This window comes from Methylobacterium gossipiicola, assembly GCF_900113485.1.
Taxonomy (GTDB): domain Bacteria; phylum Pseudomonadota; class Alphaproteobacteria; order Rhizobiales; family Beijerinckiaceae; genus Methylobacterium; species Methylobacterium gossipiicola.
Map to the genome: position 1 here is coordinate 183310 of NZ_FOPM01000003.1, position 17218 is coordinate 200527.

Annotated in this window: 12 protein-coding genes; 7 read left to right on the plus strand and 5 right to left on the minus strand. The window is 69.0% G+C overall.

Features of this window, described 5'->3' with window-relative positions; translation table 11 throughout:
- The first annotated feature begins 56 nt into the window (after positions 1 to 56).
- Positions 57 to 1352 (plus strand): M16 family metallopeptidase, encoded by a 1296-nt coding sequence (locus tag BM249_RS03905; protein WP_091969197.1) that lies wholly within the window; start codon positions 57 to 59, stop codon positions 1350 to 1352.
- 79 nt (positions 1353 to 1431) lie between these two features.
- The gene (locus BM249_RS03910) at positions 1432 to 2061 is read left to right on the plus strand and encodes a HupE/UreJ family protein (protein WP_091969199.1); all 630 of its coding nucleotides are present in this window, start codon (positions 1432 to 1434) and stop codon (positions 2059 to 2061) included.
- A 7-nt stretch (positions 2062 to 2068) separates the two neighbouring features.
- Here the strand turns inward: BM249_RS03910 and BM249_RS03915 are convergent, their stop codons facing one another.
- The gene (locus BM249_RS03915) at positions 2069 to 2692 is read right to left on the minus strand and encodes an FMN-dependent NADH-azoreductase (RefSeq protein ID WP_091969201.1); all 624 of its coding nucleotides are present in this window, start codon (positions 2690 to 2692) and stop codon (positions 2069 to 2071) included.
- A 136-nt stretch (positions 2693 to 2828) separates the two neighbouring features.
- On the opposite strand from BM249_RS03915, the gene BM249_RS03920 reads away from it, so the two are divergent.
- The 5 genes from BM249_RS03920 to BM249_RS03940 all read left to right on the plus strand — a co-directional run bounded on the left by BM249_RS03920 (position 2829) and on the right by BM249_RS03940 (position 8651).
- Positions 2829 to 3764, plus strand: coding sequence for a ring-cleaving dioxygenase (locus BM249_RS03920; protein ID WP_091969202.1), 936 nt, complete (start codon positions 2829 to 2831; stop codon positions 3762 to 3764).
- A gap of 158 nt (positions 3765 to 3922) precedes the next feature.
- Positions 3923 to 4696 (plus strand): ferredoxin--NADP reductase, encoded by a 774-nt coding sequence (locus tag BM249_RS03925; RefSeq protein WP_091969203.1) that lies wholly within the window; start codon positions 3923 to 3925, stop codon positions 4694 to 4696.
- 13 nt (positions 4697 to 4709) lie between these two features.
- Positions 4710 to 5396: a dethiobiotin synthase gene (gene bioD / locus BM249_RS03930; RefSeq protein WP_244528576.1), complete on the plus strand. Its 687-nt coding sequence runs from the start codon at positions 4710 to 4712 to the stop codon at positions 5394 to 5396.
- A gap of 105 nt (positions 5397 to 5501) precedes the next feature.
- On the plus strand, positions 5502 to 7406 hold the full coding sequence (locus BM249_RS03935) for a potassium transporter Kup (protein ID WP_091969204.1): 1905 nt from the start codon (positions 5502 to 5504) through the stop codon (positions 7404 to 7406).
- Between the two features lie 93 nt (positions 7407 to 7499).
- Entirely contained in the window at positions 7500 to 8651 is a 1152-nt protein-coding gene (locus BM249_RS03940; RefSeq protein WP_091969205.1) for a sensor histidine kinase, read from the plus strand.
- Positions 8652 to 8804: 153 nt separating this feature from the next.
- Here the strand turns inward: BM249_RS03940 and BM249_RS03945 are convergent, their stop codons facing one another.
- The 4 genes from BM249_RS03945 to aceE form a co-directional block, all read right to left on the minus strand.
- Positions 8805 to 11045, minus strand: coding sequence for an NADP-dependent malic enzyme (locus BM249_RS03945; protein WP_091969206.1), 2241 nt, complete (start codon positions 11043 to 11045; stop codon positions 8805 to 8807).
- 128 nt (positions 11046 to 11173) lie between these two features.
- Entirely contained in the window at positions 11174 to 13030 is a 1857-nt protein-coding gene (gene lpdA / locus BM249_RS03950) for a dihydrolipoyl dehydrogenase (RefSeq protein WP_091969207.1), read from the minus strand.
- Between the two features lie 35 nt (positions 13031 to 13065).
- Positions 13066 to 14373, minus strand: a complete 1308-nt coding sequence (gene aceF / locus BM249_RS03955) for a dihydrolipoyllysine-residue acetyltransferase (protein WP_091969208.1) — start codon at positions 14371 to 14373, stop codon at positions 13066 to 13068.
- Positions 14374 to 14497: 124 nt separating this feature from the next.
- Entirely contained in the window at positions 14498 to 17161 is a 2664-nt protein-coding gene (aceE, locus tag BM249_RS03960; protein ID WP_091969209.1) for a pyruvate dehydrogenase (acetyl-transferring), homodimeric type, read from the minus strand.
- Positions 17162 to 17218: the final 57 nt, after the last annotated feature.

The following is a 17218-nucleotide window of genomic DNA, read 5'->3' on the forward strand; positions in this document are numbered from 1 at the left end:
TCCGGGGCCGTGGCGCGAGACCCGCGCCGGGCCCGTCACAGAACAACGAGGTACCCATGAGCATGGCTCCCCAACTGGTCGACACTGCTCCCCATGCGTCGAACTCGCCGACGCAGGCCGTGCCCGTCACCACGGCCGCCGGCATCGAGGCCTGGCACGTCGAATCGCAGGTGGTGCCCCTCATCGCCCTGGCCTTCACCTTCGAGGGCGGTGCCGCCCAGGACCCCGAGGGCAAGGCCGGCGTCGCCCAGATGCTGGCCCGCCTCCTCGACGAGGGCGCGGGGGATCTGGTCTCCGACGCCTTTCAGGAGCGCCTGGCGGCGCGCGCCATCGAGCTGTCGTTCCATGCCGGGGCGGATGCCCTCGGCGGCTCCCTCAAGATGCTGGTCAAGCACGCCGACGAGGCCATCGACCTCCTGGCCCTGGCTCTGGCCAAGCCCCGCCTCGACCCCGACGCCATCGAGCGGGTGCGGGCCCAGACGCTGGCCGGTCTGCGCTACCAGCAGAACGATCCCGGCGTGATGGCCTCGCGCCGCTTCTTCGCCGAAGCCTTCGCGGGCCACCCCTACGCTCGCCCCTCGTCGGGCACGCCCGAGAGCATCGCGGCCATCACCCGTGACGACCTCGTGGCCATGCACGCCAAGATCATCGGGCGCGGCGGCGTGAAGGTCGCGGCCGTGGGCGCCATCGACACGGCGCGCCTCGCCGAGGCCCTGGACCGGGCCTTCGGCCGCCTCAATCTCGCCGCGCCCCTGACGGCGATCCCACAGACGCAGGTGGGCCATCTCGGCCAGCGCCACGTCGTCGATATCGACGTGCCGCAATCGGTCCTGCGCTTCGGCATGGGCGGCGTGCCGTGGCGCGACCCGGACTTCATCCCGGCCTACGTCCTGAACCACATCCTCGGCGGCGGCTCGTTCACGTCGCGCCTGTTCCAGGAGGTGCGCGAAAAGCGGGGCCTCGCCTATTCCGTCGGGACCTCGCTGGTCAGCCACCGGGCGAGCGCCATGACCTGGGGCTACACCGCCACCAAGAACGAGCGCGTCGGCGAGGCCCTCGCGGTCATCGGCGACGAGATCGGCCGGCTCATCGCGCAAGGTCCGTCCGACGAGGAGTTGCAGAAGGCCAAGGACTACCTCACGGGCTCCTATGCGCTGGGCTTCGACACCTCGACGAAGATCGCGCATCAACTCGCCCAGATCGCCTTCGAGGGCCTGGGGATGGACTACATCGCCCGCCGCAACGATCTCGTCGCCAACGTGACCCAGGCGGACATTCGCCGCGCGGGGGCCCGCACCTTCGCGGACGGCAAGATGCTCGTCGTGGCTGCCGGACGGCCGACCGACTTCTAGGATACGCTTCGGGGGTGCCGTCCGGGCATGGCGGTTGCTACACTGCAACCGCCTGTCACGAACCCGGGACCCCTTTCGCATGACCTCTGCCCTGCCGACGTTCCTGGCCCGTATGGCCGTCCCGGCCCTGGGCCTCCTCGTCGCCACGCCCGCCCTGGCCCATCCCGGTCATGACACCGGGGGCTTCGTGACAGGGGGCATCGTGACAGGGGGCTTGGCGCACGGGTTCCTGCATCCCCTCGGCGGGCTCGACCACGTCCTCGCCATGGTAGCGGTGGGTCTCATCGCGGCGCGCATCGGCGGCCGGGCGATACTCCTCGTGCCGGCGACCTTCCTCGGCATGATGGCGCTCGGCGGCGCGGCTGGCGCCATGGGCGGGGCTCTCCCCCATGTCGAGACCGCCATCGCCCTGTCGGTCCTCGTCCTGGGGCTCGTCCTCGCCCTCGGGGTGGTGCCGCCGGTGGCCGGCGCCATGGCGCTGGTGGGCGCCTTCGCGGTGTTCCACGGCTTCGCCCACGGCGCCGAAATGCCCGGCGCTGCGTCCGGCCTCGCCTACGGCCTCGGTTTCCTCGTCGCCACGGCGCTCCTTCACGCCGCCGGCCTCGGTCTCGGCCTCGCGGCCCGTCGCGTCCAGACCCGCCCGGCCCTGCGTGTTGCCGGCGCGGCGCTCGCCGCCGCCGGCCTCGGTCTCCTCGCGGGCGCCTTCTGAGGTTGCCTCAGAGGGTCGCCGCCAGGGCCACGGCCTCGGCGCGGCCCTTGGCGCGGGATTCCCGGTCGAGGTCCGCGCCCATCAGGCCCTTCTCCACCAGGATCTGGTGCACGTCGGTGACGCCGACCATGCGCAGCCACGTGGCCATGTAGGTCGATTGGTGATCGTAGATCTCGGCCGGAAAGTCCGCCCCGATGGCGACGCCCCGCGCATTGATGACCACGGCCTTGGCCGTGAGCAGCCCGTTCTGGCCGCGCTCGTCGAAGCTGAACAGCAGGTCCTTCTGCGACACGACATCGAACAGGTGCTTGAGCTTGTACGGGATCGTGTAATTCCACATCGGTACCCCGAACACGAGGAGGTCGGCCGCGCGGAAGCGCTCGGCCAGCGCGCGGATCGACCGCCACGCCGCCTCCTGCGCCGGGCTCAAGGACTCGCCCGCAAGCGCCGCATACTTGGCAGCGAGCACCTCGCCGTCGAAGTCCGGCAAGTGGGTGTTCCACACATCCAGGGTGTCGACGGTGCCGTCGGGGTGGCGCGCACGCCAGGCGTCGAGGAAGGCGTGGGCGACCTCGATGGAGGCGGACCGCGTCTTGCGCGGCGAGGCTTCGATGGAGAGAAGGTGGGGCATCGGGGGCTCCGGGGATCGGTCGTCCCCAACCTATCGCGCCGGGCGCCCCGGGCCAGGGACGGCACGGCTTTGTCATTCGCGCCCGCCCGCCCCATCTGGGCATCAGATCCCTTCACGCCACAGGCCGGACCGCCCGATGCAACTCACCGGAATTCACCACCTCACCGCCATCACGGCACGGGCGGCCGACAATGCGGCGTTCTACACCCGCACCCTCGGCCTGCGGCTCGTGAAGAAGACGGTGAATCAGGACGACGTCTCGGCCTATCACCTCTTCTATGCCGACGGCCTCGCCTCGCCGGGCACCGATCTCACCTTCTTCGACTGGCCGGCGCCCCCTGAGCGGCGCGGCACCGACAGCATCACCCGCACGGGCCTGCGCGTGGCGGGCGCTGCATCCCTCGATTGGTGGCGCGAGCATTTCGCCCGCACGGGCGTCGCCCATGGCGAGCCGGTGGAGCAGGACGGCCGCCTCAGCCTCGATTTCGAGGATGCGGAAGGCCAGCGCTTCACCCTCGTGGACGATGGCGGCGCCGGCCCTGCCCACCCGTGGGCGGGCAGCCCCGTCCCGGCCGAACACCAGATCCGGGGCCTCGGGCCGATCCGGCTGACCGTCGCGCGGATCGACGCCACGGAAGCGGTGCTCACCGAGGTTCTGGGCATGGCGCACGATCGTACGTACGACCTTCCCGAAGGCCCGGTCCGGGTCTGGCGCATGGGGGAGGGGGGAGCGGCCGCCGAACTCCATCTCGTGTCGCAGCCGAATCTGCCGGCCGCGCGCCAGGGGGCGGGGGCCGTGCATCACGTCGCCTTCCGCATCCCCGATGCGGATTACGCAGCCTGGGCTGATCGCCTCAAGGTGAAGCGTATGCCGACGAGCGGCCCCGTCGACCGGTTCTACTTTCGCAGCCTCTACTTCCGCGAGCCCAACGGCATCCTGTTCGAGATCGCCACGGACGGCCCCGGCTTCACCGCCGACGAGCCCCTGGAGACCCTGGGCCAGCGCCTCGCCCTGCCGCCGTTCCTCGAAGGCCGCCGGGCCGAGATCGAGGCCGGCTTGAAGCCGCTCTGACCTGGCCTTCGGCTAATTCAGAGCAATTCCAGACAGTTGCGCGATGGCAATCTGGCTGGACGGTGCGGGGCACCTGCGCGTCCGCACCGTCTTGACCGGACACCGCAGGTGCGAGAAGACCCCCGCAAAGCTTCGAGATTCGAGACGGACCCGGCGAAATGAGTAAGTTCAACGAGGAGCGCGTCCTCTCCGTCCACCATTGGACGGACACCCTGTTCTCCTTCCGCACGACCCGCGATCCCGCCTTCCGCTTTCGCAACGGCGAGTTCGTGATGATCGGCCTGGAAGTGGAGGGACGCCCGCTCCTGCGTGCCTACTCGGTGGTTTCGGCCAATTACGAGGAGGAACTCGAGTTCTTCTCCATCAAGGTCCCGAACGGTCCCCTCACCTCGAAGCTCCAGCACCTCAAGGTCGGCGACCCGATCATCGTCGGCAAGAAGCCCACCGGCACCCTGGTGCTCGACAACCTCCTGCCGGGCAAGAATCTCTATCTGCTCGGCACCGGCACCGGCCTCGCGCCGTTCATGTCGATCATCAAGGACCCGGAGACCTACGAGCGCTTCGAGAAGGTCGTCCTCGTGCACGGGTGCCGGCAGGTGCAGGAACTCGCCTATGGCGAGACCATCACGAAGGATCTGCCGAACCACGAATTCCTCGGCGAGGTGATCTCCGCCGGGCTGATCTACTATCCGACCGTGACCCGCGAGCCGTTCCGCAACCGTGGCCGGATCACCGACCTCATGACCTCCGGCAAGCTGTTTTCCGATATCGGCCTGCCGCCCATGTCGGTCGAGAACGACCGATTCATGCTCTGCGGCAGCCCGGACATGATCCGCGACACCCGCGAACTCCTCACCAATGGCGGCTACGTCGAGGGTAACCACGGCGAGGCCGGCCACTACGTCATCGAGAAGGCGTTCGTGGAGAAGTGAGCTGAATCGAGACGTGAGCGGCGCCATCTTCATCGCCGGGGCCGGGACGGAAATCGGCAAGACCTATGTCACCGCCGCCCTGACGCGGCGGCTTCTGGCCGAGGACCAAGCGGTCCGCACCCTCAAGCCCGTCGCCAGCGGCGTTCCACCCGTGACGGAGGCGGATTTCCGCTTCAGCGACACGGCGATCCTTCTCGAAGCGCAGGGCCTCGCCGTCTCGCCCGAGACCGTCGCCGCCTGCTCGCCCTGGCGCTTCCGTGCGCCCCTCGCCCCCGATCTCGCCGCTGCCCACGAGGGCCGAACTCTTGCGCTCGCCGATCTCGTCGCCTGGTGCCGGTCCGAAATCGCCGCGACGCCGCCGGACGCCACCCTCCTCATCGAGGGGGTGGGCGGCCTGATGAGCCCGGTGACGGAAGAACACACCGGCCTCGCCTGGCTCGAAGCCCTGGCGCTGCCCGCACTCCTCGTCTCCGGCTCCTATCTCGGCGCCATCAGCCATGCTCTCACGGCGGCCGAAACTCTGCGTTCTCGCGGCGTGCCCCTGCTCGGCCTCGTCGTCTGCGAGAGCGAGGGCGCCCCGACGCCCCTGGCGACGGTGGCGGCCTCCATCCGGCGCCACGTGCCGGTGCCGGTTCACGAAATCGGCCGTGGGGGCGCCTGTCCGAACGGGCTCGCCCAGGCGATCCGGGCGCACGCCTGACCGGTACGTCCGACGCCGCGTTTTCATCCCTGGACGTTGCCCCGCGATCCCCCTACCTCACCGCCGCAGAAGCGTCGCCGCAGCGACCGGCCGGGAGGTTCGCCCTTGTCCCAAGATCAGACCCGGTCCGGGCGTGGGGGCGTCGCGCGCCCCGCCGCCCTCATCGGCGCCCTCGGCATCGTCTACGGCGATATCGGCACGAGCCCGCTCTACGCCTTCAAGGAGGCGGTGCGGGCGGCGAGCGCCGGGGCGCCGCCCACACCCATCGCCGTCACGGGCGCCGTCTCCCTCATCCTGTGGGCGCTGATCCTCATCGTCTCGGTGAAGTACGCCGTGCTGATCCTCCGCGCCGACAACCGGGGCGAGGGCGGGATCGTCGCCCTGCTGGCCCTCCTCGGGGCCCGCCACGCCAAGCCGGGCTCGTGGAGTGGCGTGCTCCTGGTGGTCGGCCTCGTGGGTGCGGCCCTGCTCTACGGCGACGGGGCGATCACCCCGGCCATCTCGGTGCTCTCCGCCGTCGAGGGGTTGAAGGTCGATGCGCCGGGGCTCTCCCGGTTCGTCGTTCCCATCACTCTGGCGATTCTGGTCGCCCTGTTCCTCGTCCAGAGCAAGGGCGTCGCCTTCATCGGGCGCATCTTCGGGCCGGTGATGCTGGCGTGGTTCGTCGTCCTGGCGCTCATGGGGCTGGGCGGGATCCTTCATGCGCCGCAGATCCTCGGGGCGGTGAATCCCCTGCGGGCCCTGGAGTTCCTCCTGCATGCCGGCTGGCACGTGAGCTTCGCCATGCTGGGCGCCGCCTTCCTGGCGGTGACGGGCGGCGAGGCGATGTATGCCGATCTCGGGCATTTCGGCGCCGGCCCGATCCGCCTGTCCTGGTTCGGCCTCGTGCTGCCGGCCCTGGTGATCCACTATTTCGGGCAGGGCGCGCTCCTGCTCGCCGAACCCGACGCCCTGGAGAACCCGTTCTATCGCCTCGCCCCCGACTGGGCGCATTATCCCCTCATCGGCCTCGCGACGCTGGCCACCGTCATCGCCTCGCAGGCGATCATCTCGGGCGCGTTCTCCCTCACCCAGCAATCGATCCAGCTCGGCTTCCTGCCGCCCGTGCGGGTGGTCCACACCGCCCGGCACGAGCGCGGGCAGATCTACGTGCCGGTGGTGAACTGGCTGCTCGCGGCCGCCACCGTCAGTGCCGTGCTGATCTTCGAGACCTCCGACGCCCTCGCCGGGGCCTACGGCATCGCGGTTGCCTCGCTGATGGCGATCACCACCCTGCTGGCCGCCCTCGTCGCCCTCAAATGGGGCTACAACCTCGTGCTGGTGCTGGCGGTCAACGGCTTCTTCCTCGCCATCGACCTCGTGTTCCTCGGCGCCAACAGCGTGAAGCTCGTCGAGGGCGGCTGGTTTCCCCTCCTGCTCGCCGGCCTCGTCGCGTTCCTGATGCTGACATGGCGCAAGGGGACCTGTCTCGTGGAAGAGGCGCGGGTCCACCTGCGCCAGCCCGAGGCCGCGTTCCTCGATCAGCTGCGCCGCGATCCGCCCCTGACGTTGCCGGGCAACGCCGCCTTCCTCACCTCGGCGACGAGCGGCGTGCCCCTCCACCTGTCGCGCTTCGTCGAGCGCTCCCACGCCCTGCCCAAACGCATCCTCATCGTCACGGCCCTCTACGAGGAGGAGCCCGTGGTGCCGCGCGAAGGCCGGGCGGAAATCGTCCCCATCACACCGGACATCACCCGCGTGATCCTGCGCTACGGCTTCATGGAAAACGCGTCCGTCCCCGAGGGTCTCGCCTGCGCGGTTGAGGCCGGCAAGCTTCCGGGCGAATGCCTCAAGGATCTCACGTTCTTCATCGGCCACGAGACCATAATCCCGAAGAGCGACGCACGCGGCATGGCCGATTGGCGGGAGGGGCTGTTCGCGTTCCTCCTGCGCAACGCCGAGCGGACGGGGGCGCATTTCTGCATCCCCACGCGCCAACTGGTGGAGGTCGGGACCGAGATCGAGATCTGATCACAACGTCTCGATCCTCTTGCGAGGCGCGCGCCACCGCATCAAGAAGACGGGCGGCGTCTGGAGCCGCCCGCCGCATCCCAAAGGCCCCGTATGCCCGAACGCGCCCCCGAGGCCCTGGCGCTCCGCCTGCGCCAACAGGCGATCCTCTCCGATTTCGGCGTCGAGGCCCTGCGGGCGACGGAACTGCTGCCCCTGCTGCAGCGGGCGACGGAACTCTGCGCCGAGGGCATGGAGGCGCAGTTCTGTAAGGCCCTCGAATATCAGCCGCATCAGGATTGCCTGCTCGTCTGCGCCGGCGTCGGCTGGGCACCCGAGGCCATCGGCACGGCGATCGTGGGTGCCGATCTCGCCTCGCCCGCCGGCTACGCCCTCAAGACCGGTCGGCCGGTGATCTCGAACCATCTCGAGAACGAGACCCGGTTCCGCACGCCGAAGCTCATGGCCGATCACGGCATCCGCCGCGCCATCAACGTGCTCATCGCCAACCGCGACGGCCATTACGGTGTCCTCGAAGTGGACGATACCCGCGTGGGGCAGTTCGAGGAGGCGGACATCGCCTTCATGCAGGGCTTCGCCAACCTCGTCGGCGGCGCCATCGAGCGCCAGCGCGCCGAGGCCCGCCTCAAGGCCGCCCTGGAGCGCCAGGAGCTGCTGTCCCGCGAGATGAGCCATCGGGTGAAGAACAGCCTCGCGGTGGTCGCCGGGTTCCTCGGCCTGCAGGCCCGGGGCTCCGACAACGCGGAGGTGAAGGCGGCCCTCGCCGATGCGCGGGCGCGGGTCGATGCCGTCGCGCAGGTCCACGACCAGCTCTGGCGCCAGCCGAGCCTGGAAGCCATCGACGTGGCCGGCTTCCTCGACGCCCTGTGCGACCGCCTGCAGGAGAGCGCGCCGCATCACACCCTGGTGTGCCGGGCGCAGCCCGTGAGCCTGCCCGCCGATCTGGCGATTCCGCTTGGCCTATTCGTCAACGAACTCGTGACCAACGCCATCAAGTACGCCTATCCCGACGGGGCGGGCGAGATCCGCGTGACGGTCCGGGAGACCGATGCCGGTGGCCTCGTCCTGTCCGTCTGCGACGATGGCGTCGGTCTTCCCGAGGGGTTCGACCCGACGACGCCGCGCAGCGCCAGCCTCGGTATGCGCATCGTCAACAGCCTCGCCCGCCAACTCGGCGGTCCCCTCACGGTGGCGACCGATCGGCCAGGGGCGCATTTCTCCCTACCGATCGCCACGACAGCCTGATCGGGATGACCGCCTGATCGGGATCGCGAAGGGATCATCCCTTCGCCGGGTGTCGGGCGGAGCCCGACGAAGGCCCCAGGGCCAGCCTTGACCGAGAACTCGCCTGGACCCGCGAAGGGCTCGCCCTTCGAACCCCTTTCCTCGGGACGCTCCTCAGCCCCGAGCCGCCACGGAGGCCGCCGTCAGGGCCGTCATGTTGACGATGCCGCGCACGGTGGCCGAGGGCGTGAGGATGTGGACGGGCTTGGCCGCGCCGAGGAGGATCGGCCCGACGGAGACGCCCTGACCGGACACCACTTTCAGGGCGTTGAACGTGATGTTTGCCGCGTCCAGATTGGGCATGATCAGGAGGTTCGCCTCCGCCGTCAGGGCGGAATCCGGCCGCAGGCGTCCGAGGACCGCCCGGCTCAGCGCCGTGTCGGCCGACATCTCGCCGTCGATCTCGAGGTCCGGCGCCCGCGTCCGGATGAGGTCGAGCGCCGCCCGCATCTTGCGCGAGGATGGATCGTCGACGCTGCCGAAATTCGACGCGGTGATCAGGGCCGCGCGCGGAAGCTGACCGAAGCGGCGCATCTCTTCCGCCGCCAGCACCGTCATCTCGGCGATCTCCTCCGCGCTCGGATCGCGGTGGATGTAGGGATCGCAGATGAACAGCGTGTGGCGGGGTAGCTGCAGCAGGCCCATGGCGGCGAGGCCCTTGGCGCCGGCCTTCAGGCCGATGGTCCGGGACACGTCGGCGAGGTGCTCCGGATAGGTCCCGGTGATGCCGCAGAGCAGGCCGTCGACTTCGCCCGACGCCAGGAGCTGCGCGGCCCGCGCGGTGCCGGCCTCTGCGCATTCGACCACGTCGACGGTCTCGCCGACCCGGATGCGCAGGCCGAGGCGGGCGATTCGGTCGGCGATGATGTCGGGTCGGCCGACGAGGACGGGCCGGGCGAGACGCTCGTCGACCACCACCTGCGCGGCTCGCAGGGTGCGGTCCTCCTCGCCCTCGGCGTAGGCGATCCGGCTGCCGCCGGCCTCGGAAGCCGCCGCGAAGACGGGCTGCATCACGGTGCCGGAGGTGTAGACGAGACGCTCCAGGGACCGGCGATAGGACGCGACATCCTTGAACGGCCGGGTCGCGACGCCGCTGTCGATGGCGGCTTGCGCCACGGCGGGCGCCACCGTGGTGATCAGGCGCGGGTCGAAGGGGCGCGGGATGAGATAGTCCGGTCCGAAGCGCAGGTCGTGGGCGCCGTAGGCTGCCGCGACCACGTCCGACTGCTCGGCCTGAACGAGGTCGGCGATGGCGCGGACAGCCGCGAGCTTCATCGCCTCGTTGATCTCCGTGGCACCGACATCCAGCGCACCCCGGAAGATGAAGGGGAAGCACAGGACGTTGTTGACCTGGTTCGGGTAGTCCGAGCGGCCCGTGGCGATGAGGCAATCCGGCCGCACTTGCCTCGCGCGTTCGGGCAGGATTTCCGGATCGGGGTTGGCCAGGGCCAGGATGATGGGCTTGTCCGCCATGGTGGCGACCATCTCGGGCTTGAGGACGCCACCCTGGGAGACGCCGAGGAAGATGTCGGCGCCCGCCACCGCGTCGCCCAGCGTCCGGGCCTGGGTGTCGCGGGCATAAGCGCGCTTCTGCTCGTCCAGCGACGCCATCCGGTCGGTGGAGACGACGCCGCGCGAATCGCAGACGAAGATGTTCTCCTTGCGCAGGCCGAGACCCACGAGGATGTTGAGGCAGGCGATGGCCGCCGCCCCGGCGCCGGAACAGACGAGGCGCACGCCCTCGATAGGCTTGCCCACCACCTGAAGGGCGTTGAGGATCGCGGCGGCCGCCACGATGGCGGTGCCGTGCTGGTCGTCGTGGAAGACCGGAATCTTCATGCGCTCGCGCAGCTTCGTCTCGATGACGAAGCACTCGGGCGCCTTGATGTCCTCGAGGTTGATCCCCCCGAAGGTCGGTTCCAGGCGGGCGACGGTCTCGATGAACTTCTCCGGATCGGCCTCGTCGACCTCGATGTCGAACACGTCGATGCCGGCGAACTTCTTGAACAGGCAGCCCTTGCCCTCCATCACGGGCTTGCCGGCCAGCGCGCCGATATTGCCGAGGCCGAGCACGGCGGTGCCGTTGGTGATGACGGCGACGAGGTTGCCGCGCGAGGTCAAGCTGTAGGCCTCGTCCGGCTCGTGCTTGATCGCCATGCAGGCGGCGGCGACACCGGGCGAATAGGCCAGCGCGAGGTCGCGCTGGGTCGACATGTCCTTGGTCGGCTGGACCGAGATCTTCCCGGGCTTGGGAAACCGGTGGTAGTCGAGGGCGGCGCGCTCCAGGGCGGCCTCGGCGCCTGCATCGGCGTTGGCGACGGCGCCGGGCGCCCGCAGGTCTGGTTCGTTGCTCATGATCTCGTCGGGTCCACGCGTCGGTTGTCGGCGGGCACAGCCGTGCCCGTCCCCGGGCCGTACGGCCCGGAGGGTGGTTCGGTCCTGGCGGTGCGACGCCTCAGGGGCGCCGCACCCATGGCTTGAGGTCAGTGGGCCTTCTTCGGCCCGTCCTTCTTCGGCATGTAGAGGTCGGTGATCGTGCCCTCGAAGGCCTCGGCTGCGAGGCCGATGGTCTCCGACAGGGTCGGATGCGGGTGGATGGTCAGGCCGATATCCTCGGCATCCGCCCCCATCTCGATGGCGAGTGCGGCTTCCGCGATGAGGTCACCGGCATTGGGTCCGACGATGCCGCAGCCGAGGATTCGGTCGGTCTCGGGGTCGAACAGCACCTTGGTCAGGCCCTCCTCGCGGCCCAGCGCCAGGGAGCGGCCGGAGGCGGCCCAGGGGAACACGCCCTTGCCGACCTTGATCCCCTTCGCCTTGGCCTCGTTCTCGGTCATGCCGACCCAGGCCACTTCCGGATCGGTGTAGGCGACCGAGGGAATGACCTTGGCGTCGAAGGCGCTGGCCTTGCCGGCGGCGACTTCCGCCGCGACCTTGCCTTCGTGCGTCGCCTTGTGGGCGAGCATCGGCTGGCCGACAATGTCGCCGATGGCGAAGATGTGGGACACGTTGGTGCGCATCTGCTTGTCGACGGCGATGAAGCCGCGCTCGTCGACGGCGACGCCCGCCGCCTCCGCGCCGATGCGCTTGCCGTTGGGGCGCCGCCCCACGGAGACCAGGACTTTGTCGAAGGTGTCGGAGGCCGGCGCGGTGCCGCCCTCGAACGAGACCTTCAGCCCCTCCGGCGTCGCCTCGACGGCGGTGACCTTGGCCTTGAGGTGGATCGCCTCGTACTGCTTTTGGATGCGCTTCATCAGCGGCGTGACCAAGTCCTTGTCGGCACCCGGAATGATCTGGTCCATCAGCTCGACGATGGTCACTTTCGAGCCCAGGGCGTGATAGACGGTGGCCATCTCCAGACCGATGATGCCGCCGCCGATGACGAGGAGGCGGGCCGGCACGCCGTCGAGTTCGAGCGCCCCCGTCGAGTCGATGACCCGTGGGTCGTCATGCGGGATGAACGGCATCTGCACGGGCTCGGACCCCGCCGCGATGATGGCGTGATCGAAGCCGATGATGCGGGTCTGACCCTCATGCGCCACCGCCACCTGGTTCGGGGATACGAACCGGGCCTCGCCCGTCACCACCGTGACCTTGCGCTGCTTGGCGAGTCCGCCGAGTCCGCCGACGAGGCGCTTGACCACCCCGTCCTTCCAGGTGCGCAGCTTGTCGATGTCGATCTGCGGCGCCGTGAAGGAGATGCCGTGCGCCGCCATGGCGTGGCTCTCGTCGATGACCTTGGCGGCGTGCAGCAGGGCTTTGGACGGAATGCAGCCGACGTTGAGGCAGACGCCGCCGAGGGTGGGCCACCGCTCGACGAGCACCACCGACTGGCCGAGATCGGCTGCCCGGAACGCGGCGGTGTAGCCGCCGGGGCCGGCACCGATGACGAGCACTTGGGCCCGCATCTCCTCGCCGGAGACGGGGGCGGCGCCCTTCGGAGCCGGAACCTTCGCGGCGGCGGTGCCGCCCTGCGTCGCGGCCGAGCCGTAGCCGGCCTGCCCCTCGCCCGGCGCGTGGCTGGATGTCGCCACGCCACTGGCGGATCCTGCGGCCGGGCCGGTGGTGTCCGTGACGGTGGGCTTCGGGGCACCCGTGGCGGCGGCCTCGGCCATCACCAGGATCAGGTCGCCCTGGCTCACCGTGTCGCCCGGCTTGATTCGGACCTCGGCCACGGTGCCGGCCACCGGGGACGGAATGTCCATGGTCGCCTTGTCGGATTCGAGGACGAGGATCACGTCGTCGACCGAGATCACGTCGCCGGGGCTGACGCTCACCTCGATGACCGGCACGTTCTTGAAGTCGCCGATATCCGGCAGGGTCACGTTGCTGCTGCTCATGGGGTCACCTCACGCGTTGCGCTGTTCCGGCTCAATCAGACGACGAGGCGGCGGACGTCCTCGAGGACGTGGGCGAGGTGGCGGGTGAAGCGCGCGGCGAGCGCACCGTCGATGACGCGGTGGTCGTACGAGAGGGAGAGCGGCAGCATCAGGCGCGGCTCGAAGTCCTTGCCGTTCCAGACGGGGGCCATCTTGGAGCGTGCGACGCCGAGGATCGCGACTTCCGGCGCGTTGACGAGGGGCGTGAAGGACGTGCCGCCGATGCCGCCGAGGCTCGAGATCGAGAAGGTCGCTCCCTGCATGTCGGCCGCCGCGAGCTTGCCGTCGCGGGCCTTCGCCGAGATCGCCCCGAGATCGCGGCTGATCTCGATGAGGCCCTTGCGGTCGGCGTCCTTGATCACCGGGACCACGAGGCCCTCCGGCGTGTCCACGGCGACACCGATATTGTAATACTGCTTGAGGATCAGCGCATCCTTCTCAGGCGAGAGCGAGGCATTGAACTCGGGATGCTTGCGCAGGGCCGAGACGGCCGCCTTGATCAGGAAGGCCAGCAGGGTGACGCGGTAACCCTTGTCCTTCAGTGCTTTGCCGGCCTCGTCGAGTTCCTTGCGGTACTGATCGGTCTCGGTGATGTCCGACTCGTCCTGATGGGTGACGAGGGGCACGTTGAGCCACGACCGGTGCAGGTGCGCGCCGGAAATCTTCTTGATCCGCGACAGGGGCCGCGTCTCGACGGGGCCGAACTTCGAGAAGTCCACGGCCGGGATTTCGGGGATACCCATGCCGCCGCCGGAGAACGCGGCGGTGCCTGCCGCCGCGGCCGGGGCGGCCGAACGGGTGAGGTGGCCCTTCACGTCTTCCTTGGTCACGCGGCCCTTCTCGCCGGTGCCCTTGATGGCGGTGAGGTCGAGGCCGAGTTCGCGGGCGAGGCGGCGCACCCCGGGACTGGCATGGACCTGCGAGAAATCGGGGAGGTTGCTTGGCGGAGCAGCCGGAGCCGCGCTCGGGGCGGGGGCGGCGCTCGGCGCGGGTTCCTGCTTGGCCAGCAGGGCCGCGCTGTCGGCGCCGACCGGGGCCTCGGTGGCCTTCTCGGCGGCGGCCGCGCCACCCTCGCCCTTGAACACCAGGAGGGGCGAGCCCTCGCTCACCTTGTCGCCGAGCTTGACCAGGATCTTCTCGACCACGCCGGCGCTCGGCGAGGGCACGTCCATGGTCGCCTTGTCGGATTCCAGCGAGACCAGGGGATCGTCCGGCCCGATGGTGTCGCCCTCCTTCACGTGGATCTCGATGATCGGGATGTCCTTGAAGTCACCGATGTCCGGAATGTTGATCGCGATGCCCACTGTGCGTTCTCCCTGGGGATAGGGGGGGCCTCTTGCGGGCCCCCTCGTCCAGTCTGTTCGAATGGGAAGGGTCGGGGATTTCTCGGGCGCCGGCCGCCGCGCGGGGCGGCCGGCGCGGGGCGGATCAGACGGTCCAGGGTGCCGGCCGGTCCGTATCGATGCCGTACTTGGCGATGGCGTCCGCCACCGTCTGGGCGGGGATCACGCCGTCCTCGGCGAGGCTGTGCAGGGCCGCCACCACGACCCAGTGCCGATTGACCTCGAAGAAGTCGCGCAGGCGGACCCGGTAGTCCGAGCGGCCGAAGCCGTCGGTGCCGAGCACACGGTAGCGTCCGGGCACCCAGGTGCGGATCTGGTCGGCGAACAGGCGCATGTAGTCGGTGGCCGCGATCACCGGGCCGGTGCGGCCGGAAAGACACGTCTCCACGTGGGAGAGGCGCTTGCCTTCGAGGGGGTGGAGCAGGTTCCAGCGCTCGGCCGCCATGGCGTCGCGCCGCAGTTCCGTGAAGCTCGGGCAGCTCCAGATGTCGGAGGCGACGCCGAAATCCTGTTCCAGCAGCTCGGCCGCCGCGATGACCTCGCGCAGGATGGTGCCGGAGCCGAGGAGTTGCACCCGATGGCCCTGCTTCGTCTCCTGGGCGCCCTGCCGGAACAGGTACATCCCCTTGATGATGTCGGCCTCCGCGCCCTCAGGCATGCCGGGGTGCTCGTAGTTCTCGTTCATCACGGTGATGTAGTAGAACACGTCCTCCTGCTCGGCATACATCCGCCGCAGGCCGTCCTGCACGATCACGGCGACTTCGTACGAGAAGGTCGGATCGTAGGAAACGCAGTTCGGGATGGTCGAGGAGATGAGGTGGCTGTGGCCGTCCTCGTGCTGCAGGCCCTCGCCGTTGAGGGTCGTGCGCCCCGCCGTGCCACCGATGAGGAAGCCCCGCGCCCGCATGTCGCCCGCCGCCCAGCACAGGTCGCCGACCCGCTGGAAGCCGAACATCGAGTAGTAGACGTAGAATGGGATCGTCGGCGCGTCGGAGTGCGAGTAGGAGGTCGCGGCCGCGATCCAGGACGACATGGCGCCCGGCTCGTTGATGCCCTCCTGGAGCATCTGACCGTTCTTGTCCTCCTTATAGTACATCAGTTGGTTGGCATCCTCCGGCCGGTAGAGCTGGCCGACCTGGGAGAAGATGCCGAACTGGCGGAACATACCCTCCATGCCGAAGGTGCGGCTCTCGTCGGGCACGATCGGCACGATGCGGTTGCCGATGTTCTTGTCGCGCAGGAGCGTGTTGAGGATGCGCACGAACGCCATGGTGGTGGAGATCTCGCGCCCGGCGGTCTCCTTCAGTTGCGCCGAGAAGGCCGAGAGCGGCGGGATTTCCAGGGCCTTCGACTTCGAGCGCCGGGCCGGCAGGGAGCCGCCGAGGGCCGCGCGCCGCGCCATGAGGTAATTGTGCTCGGGGCTCCCTTCCGGGAACTTGATGAAGGGGATTTCCTTCAGTTGGTCGTCCGAGAGATCGATCCCGAAGCGGTCGCGGAACTGGCGCAGAACCGCCTCGCCCATCTTCTTCTGCTGGTGGGTGATGTTCTGGGCCTCACCCGATTCACCCATGCCGTAGCCCTTGACGGTCTTGGCGAGGATGAGGGTCGGTTGGCCCTTGTGCTTCGATGCGGCGCTGTAGGCGGCGAAGACCTTTCGCGGGTCGTGGCCACCACGGGTGAGGCGCCAGATATCGTCGTCGCTCATGTCGGCGACGAGGGCTGCCGTCTCGGGGTAGCGGCCGAAGAAGTGCTCGCGGATATAGGCGCCGTTCTTCGACTTGAAGTCCTGATACTCGCCGTCGACGCACTCTTCCATGAGACGCGCCAGCATGCCTGAGCTGTCCTTCTGGATCAGGGCGTCCCAGCCCGATCCCCACAGCACCTTGATGACGTTCCAGCCGGCGCCCCGGAAATCGGCCTCGAGTTCCTGCACGATCTTGCCGTTGCCGCGCACCGGGCCGTCGAGGCGCTGCAGGTTGCAATTGATGACGAAGACGAGGTTGTCGAGCTTTTCCCGCGCGGCGAGGGCGATGGCGCCGAGGCTCTCGGGTTCGTCCATCTCGCCGTCGCCCATGAAGGCCCAGACCTTGCGGCCGTCCGTCTGCGCGAGGTTGCGGTGGTGGAGATAACGCAGGAAGCGGGCCTGATAGATCGCCATCAGGGGGCCGAGGCCCATGGAGACCGTGGGAAACTGCCAGAAATCCGGCATCAGCCAGGGGTGCGGATAGGAGGACAGACCCTTGCCACCGACTTCCTGGCGGAAGCCGAGGAGTTGCTCCTCCGTCAGCCGCCCTTCTAGGAAGGCGCGGGCATAGACGCCGGGCGAGGAATGGCCCTGCACGTAGACGAGGTCGCCGCCATGGTTGGCGTCGGCCGCGCGCCAAAAATGCATGAAGCCGGTGTCGTAGAGCGTCGCCGCCGACTGGAAGCTCGCGATATGGCCGCCGAGTTCGGACGAATCCTTGTTCGCCCGCAGGATGATCGCGATGGCGTTCCAGCGGATCGCCGAGCGGATGCGGTGCTCGATGGCCCGGTCACCCGGATGCGGATCCTGCTTCTCGGGGAGAATGGTGTTGAGATACGCCGTGTTAGCTGAGTAAGGGACGGGGGCACCCTTCTTGCGGGCTCCGTCGATCACTTGCTCGATCAGGTAATGCGCTCGTTCCGGCCCGTCGACGTCAAGGACACCATCAAGTGAATCGAGCCATTCCTGTGTCTCGACGGGATCGAGATCGCGGGTCCGCTCCATGGTGCCCTCCCTGGCCGCTGCAGAACGGATCGGTTCAGTTTCGCCCGTTCTTTGTCG